Source organism: Wenyingzhuangia sp. 2_MG-2023 (genome assembly GCF_030548295.1).
In the GTDB taxonomy this organism is placed as follows: domain Bacteria; phylum Bacteroidota; class Bacteroidia; order Flavobacteriales; family Flavobacteriaceae; genus Wenyingzhuangia.
Genome location: NZ_JAUOSB010000190.1, coordinates 1 through 237, shown reverse-complemented (window position 1 = coordinate 237; position 237 = coordinate 1). Strand labels below are relative to the sequence as shown.

The following is a 237-nucleotide window of genomic DNA, read 5'->3' as shown; positions in this document are numbered from 1 at the left end:
TTAATTTGTTTGATTAACAATTGCTTTAGTTCTTTTACTTTCTCAGGATGAGATTCCGCTACATTGATATGCTCTCCAATATCTGTTTTTAGATTGTATAAAATATATTCTGGAAGATTCTCATCAAATTTCACGGGTCTTCCTGCTGCATTTAAACCTGAGTTTGGAGCTACAATTAATTTCCATTCTTCTTTTCTGATGACAAAAACACCTTCTTTAGTATGATGAATAGTTGCC

Annotated in this window: 1 pseudogene; it reads right to left on the bottom strand. The window is 32.1% G+C overall.

What is annotated here, in order from left to right:
* Window positions 1–237 (bottom strand): annotated as a pseudogene (locus Q4548_RS17020) (arylsulfatase); the annotation flags it as partial.